The organism is Rhodococcus sp. (in: high G+C Gram-positive bacteria) (assembly GCF_049286785.1).
GTDB lineage: Bacteria > Actinomycetota > Actinomycetes > Mycobacteriales > Mycobacteriaceae > Rhodococcus_F.
In genome coordinates this window covers 1-4646 of sequence record NZ_JBAQEO010000429.1, presented here as the reverse complement: position 1 = coordinate 4646, position 4646 = coordinate 1, and the positions used below count along the sequence as shown (strand labels likewise).

Annotated in this window: 5 protein-coding genes; 1 reads left to right on the top strand and 4 read right to left on the bottom strand. The window is 62.8% G+C overall.

The genetic code is table 11. The features are described from left to right. The coding region (locus WAW17_RS15830; protein WP_422333897.1) for a hypothetical protein at positions 1-613 on the top strand (613 nt) is incomplete at its 5' end. Here WAW17_RS15830 and WAW17_RS15825 read toward each other — a convergent pair. The 4 genes from WAW17_RS15825 to WAW17_RS15810 all read right to left on the bottom strand — a co-directional run. Then, complete coding sequence (locus WAW17_RS15825) at positions 610-1887, bottom strand: tyrosine-type recombinase/integrase (protein ID WP_422333896.1); 1278 nt, start codon at positions 1885-1887, stop codon at positions 610-612. The genes WAW17_RS15830 and WAW17_RS15825 overlap by 4 nt on opposite strands. Before the next feature lie 251 nt (positions 1888-2138). Continuing rightward, the gene (locus tag WAW17_RS15820) at positions 2139-2387 is read right to left on the bottom strand and encodes a hypothetical protein (protein ID WP_422333895.1); all 249 of its coding nucleotides are present in this window, start codon (positions 2385-2387) and stop codon (positions 2139-2141) included. After that, complete coding sequence (locus WAW17_RS15815; protein WP_422333894.1) at positions 2384-2875, bottom strand: hypothetical protein; 492 nt, start codon at positions 2873-2875, stop codon at positions 2384-2386. The genes WAW17_RS15820 and WAW17_RS15815 overlap by 4 nt, the downstream gene beginning before the upstream one ends. Before the next feature lie 261 nt (positions 2876-3136). Continuing rightward, positions 3137-4646: hypothetical protein (locus tag WAW17_RS15810; RefSeq protein WP_422333893.1), on the bottom strand; the 1510-nt coding region annotated here is incomplete at its 5' end.

The following is a 4646-nucleotide window of genomic DNA, read 5'->3' as shown; positions in this document are numbered from 1 at the left end:
CGATATCCTCAGCCAAACGGCAAGTGAGATCGTGAGCCTTTCAGCAGCAAGTGTAGTCATCGATATTGGGTCCACAGGACGATTTGACCTCTTCGGATCAGTCTTTGAGGAAGCCGCCAAAACAATTGTCGACACATTGGCAATGGACGAAGGTTCCGACGATTTCCGGCAGGCAGTCCGAAGCCTGACGCCGAGGGCCGCCAAGAGTTTCCGCACATTTGTTTCCCATGTGGCCCGAATGGACGGACCTGCCGTCATGGCACTCGCAAATGACGACGCCACTTACCATGAAGCCCGCCTTTCAAAAGAGAAGCTGGTGAATATGGTCGAAACCGTAAATGACCTCACTCCCGATGAGGAAGAGGAACCAATTCGCGCTCGAATTTTCATCTTCCGAGCCGATACTAAAAGAAATACATTTGCCGCAACCGACACTCGAACAGGCGAGACCATTTCCGGCTTCATCGACGAGGCCGCACAGCCGAAATTTGGAATTTTCCCATTATCGGCCGAGTACGACGCGATTATCGCGGTATCACGAGTGACAGACGAGATCACGAACGAAGTCCACCACACATATCGACTCCTCCAGATAACGCCACCAAGCGATTAGCCCCTGATCGCTCGCACGTTCCCCATCGCTGGTGCTGCCGGGGCCGCGAACGCTGCACCCATCGCGTTGGCGACGTGATCGCTGGCGTCCTCGTACAGGTGCCCGTACGTGTCCATCGTGATCTTGAAGGAGCTGTGGCCCAGGTGCACCTGGATGGCCTTCGCGGGGACGTTGGCCGCGATCAGCAACGCCGCGCAGGTGTGGCGCATGTCGTGGAAGCGGAGCGCGCTCGGCAGTCCTGCCTTGGCGACGGCAGTCTTCCACCACTTCAGGTAGAAGTCGCGGCCCCAGCTCATCGGCGTGGTCGCTCCGTCGGGTCCGGGCCACACGTACGCCTCGGGCGCGAATGCCCCCGCTTTGCCGCGCTCGGCTGCAAGGTCGGCGAGCGCGTCGCGCAGCGGGGGCGGGATGGGCACGACGCGCGCCTTACCGTTCTTCGGCGGGACCACGGTCCAGTCGCCGTTCTTCACAGTGCTGATGCTCTCCGCGACGGTAATCCGCCCGCGCAGTAGGTCCACGTTCTCCCATCGCAGGCCGCAACATTCCCCTGCTCGCATTCCCGTCTGCGCGGCAAACCGCGCCAGCAGCCCATAGGCGGCGTCACCGCTCATCTCCTCCATCGCCACGGCCAGCCGCTCTACCTGAGCCGCCGACAGGTACGCCGTCGATGCCGTATCACGGTGCGCCTTGGGCAAGTCGTCGCGGGTGAGGCCGTGCGCCGGGTTGCCCCGTAGGTACCGGGCGCGCACGGCGGCGTCAAGCACCTGGCGCATTACTCGCACTGCGTTGTGGACCGTGCCCGGTGCCAGCGGCTTCCCTACAGAGGTTCGGCCGGCTCGCTCCCTGTACCGCGCGTCTCGTTCGGCGCGAGGTAATTCCGCGTTGGTGGGCTTGTTGTTGTGACCGACCCGCTTACCGTGCAACGACAGGTCCGTAATCCACGCGACCAGGTCCATCGTGGTGATGCTGCCAACCGCCCTATCCGCGAAGGTGGGATAGATGCGCTGCTCCAGAATCGTCCGGTACGACTGCGCGGTCTTGGGTCGCAGGTTGCGGCTGCCCAACCACAGCTCCGCGACCTCACGGAAGCTGCGCCGTGCATCGCTGGGGTCGATGTAGTCGCCCCGGTTGCGGTCGGCCCTGATGTTCTCCAGGAAGCGCTTCGCCTCAGTCCGCGTCCCGAACGTCTTGCTTCGGCGCTTTCCTCCGTCGTCGTACCACCGCGCCTGGAATCTTCCGGTGGTCTGTTCACGAATTGCATAGCGGTTGGTCATGTTTCGCTCCCTTGCCGTCCAGCGTTTGCTCACAGCCTACCGGTCCAAACGTTCAGCTCACACGTCAGTAACGCTGTCCGAGTAGAGCTTTCAACTGCAACGACGAATGAATGAGCCTCGCCTATAGCCCTACGCCAGCCCCACGGGCCAGAATTTTCGCCCTAGCGCTTGAGTTTTGGGGTGCACCCTGCCCGTACCGCCCAGCCGCACCACTTGTCCGATGCGGCGACGGCCAGCCGCAGCGAAGGGGGTCAGGTGCGGTGGTTACGCCTACGCACCCGGCGCGGTGGCGGGGTGGTGCGTCGTACCTCGACGACCGCGTCCTCGTAATGCATCAGCCCCAGATCCACTACCTCGTCGGCCGGGGCAGGAACGGGCTCGGGAGACAGTCGTGGGGCGAGCTGCGCCCGTTCCTCTTCGCGCTGGCGTCGCAGCTCTTCCGCGTCGGCGGCCTGAAGGTCTCGCAGCTCCTCGTAAACCCACGCCCAGCGCCGCGTCACAGGGCACCTCGCGGAGACGCGGCCTCACCGGGCAGAGAAGCACACACAGCACCGAGGCAGCAACGGTCCCATTTGAACTCGGTATCAGTTAAACGATTAGCCTTGATCATGTTTCGACCTCCCCGTTGGAGCGCCACCCTTTCTGGAGTGATGACTTCCGCCACTCGCTCTGCGACCTCTTCGTCGGTAAGCAACTGCCCCACTACCGAATACACCTGGGACCGCCCACGAGCCGCCACCGTCAACAGTCCGGCCTCCACGCACAGGGTCCGTCCGAGATGGAAGAAGTACGCGCTATTCAACGGATTACGATCTGTTGCTGACACTCCCGCGTGTTTGCAGATGGTCTTCACGTTCGGCAGCTTCCCCTCCGCCGAGCACTCCACTACCGCCCGGTATGCCAGCACCGCGCCTTCCACCGCTCGCTCTTCACGGGGCCTACCGACCGTCCCCTTCTCCGGAAAACTCATCGTCAATTCCATGCTCATGTCTGCTCCTTGTAAGACAACTTCGGCACCTTGCCGGGGTGTGGTGTTGAGGCTGTGACTGCCACTAGGACCGGGTAGGGGGTACATGGGTACCTGTACCCGGCTACCTTTCCGATCTGCCCCCTTGAGGGGCCTCCCCACGAATGAATCTCTCTCTTCTACCTGGCCTTTCAAGGGGACCCTAATTTTGGGTTGACGCGGGGCATGGGGGTACCCGTACCCCTGTACCCCCTTGTGCCTGGTCACTGTTCGCACGCGCCATCACTCCTTCTCAACGAGTCTGATCAGCCATGTCGGCGAACCGTTCTTGGCCTTGTAGCGAACGAGTTCCACTTCGCCCCGTGCCGCGAGGAGTTCGGCAGCGTCGTCCTTCAAGCCCTTGTCTCGACCGAGAAAGTCCGGCATATCCGAGCGCTTCAACTCACCGACCTCCTTCAGCTTCTTCATGATGCGATCGCAGACCCGCGCAAGGCCGTCCTTCTGCAGCACGTCCACCTTGGCGAGCTCACGCCGTCCTTCGGCTTCGCCTCGGGCCTGATTGGACTTCTCCGCTTCGCAGGCGATAACCTTCTCGACCTCGCGACGGGTGCGATTGCTAACCTCCATCACAACGCCCGCGAGATCCCAGTCGTCCTCGCCCACTTTGTCGAAGCGGCCGTTCAACACCATCAGAGCGACCGCAACCTTCAGACGTGTCATGAGGGCGTGGCCGTCGAGAGGATTCGCGCTGGGATCACCACGCAGCACCTTCTTTCGCTGCGCCAGCACGTCTTCCCGTACGCATTCGGGGATCGCGAGCACAACGAAACTCTTCGGGTCAGGAGGCGTGGTCACCAGTGCGACTTCGGCCGCCTCAACACCGCTCACTGAGAATCCGGTCTTCGTGGGCGGCCAAGGCCCCACGGTGATCGGACTGGGCTCTGCCGGCTCGACGTCCGGCGCGTTCGGGTCGGTTGTCGGCATCCACAGGAAGCGCTGCGGGGTACCGCCGTCGGCATCGTCCAGGAGCGGCTGCGCTTTGGTCGGCTGCGCTCCAACGATCATCGTCAGTCGATATCGGTGCGCCTCCACGAAAACCGACTTGGTCTTATCACGATTGGCGAACCCGAGCGCATCGCCGGTCCACGCAGAGCGAACAGTCGGAAACAGCGTGGACCCGCTGCGGCCACCCTGCACGGTAAGAGACTCGACTTCGTCCACTGTGAACATGACCCGAGTCCGCAGTCCGACGTATTCCTTGGCCTTGGCGTCGTAGGCGGCGAACTGATCCACCATCCCTTCACCGCTGCCGACGTTTGGCGCATGAAGCCGCCCGTCGCCGGGAAGCTTGAGCTGGACCAGGTCGCGTGCCGCAGCGCGGGTGACGCTTTTACCCGCGCCCGACGGACCGACGAGCGCGACGAACGAGTTGACGCTTCCGTGGCTACCGATCAGCGGAGGAAGGACCACGCGCGGAGGCACTACCGCGAGAGACCGCGCCAGCACAGCACCGAACAACGCCCACGGCGCAATCAACCGCGACTGTGCGAACTGACGCACTGCCGACAACTCTGGACGCGCAGCCCAAAAGTCCTCGACGCGCTCGTCGAGGGCGATGTCGTCCCGGTTCAGGCGGGCCAGGGTCTCTTCGGGATCGACGAGAAGGGCCTGCGCTGCCGCCCACTGAGCTCCGCGAACGAACTCGTCTCGGCTGGGCCTCGTACGGCCTTCGCGCGCTGAGAGTTCCTTGTTCTCGAACGACTTCGTGAACATCCTCCGAACGGTCGTGTAG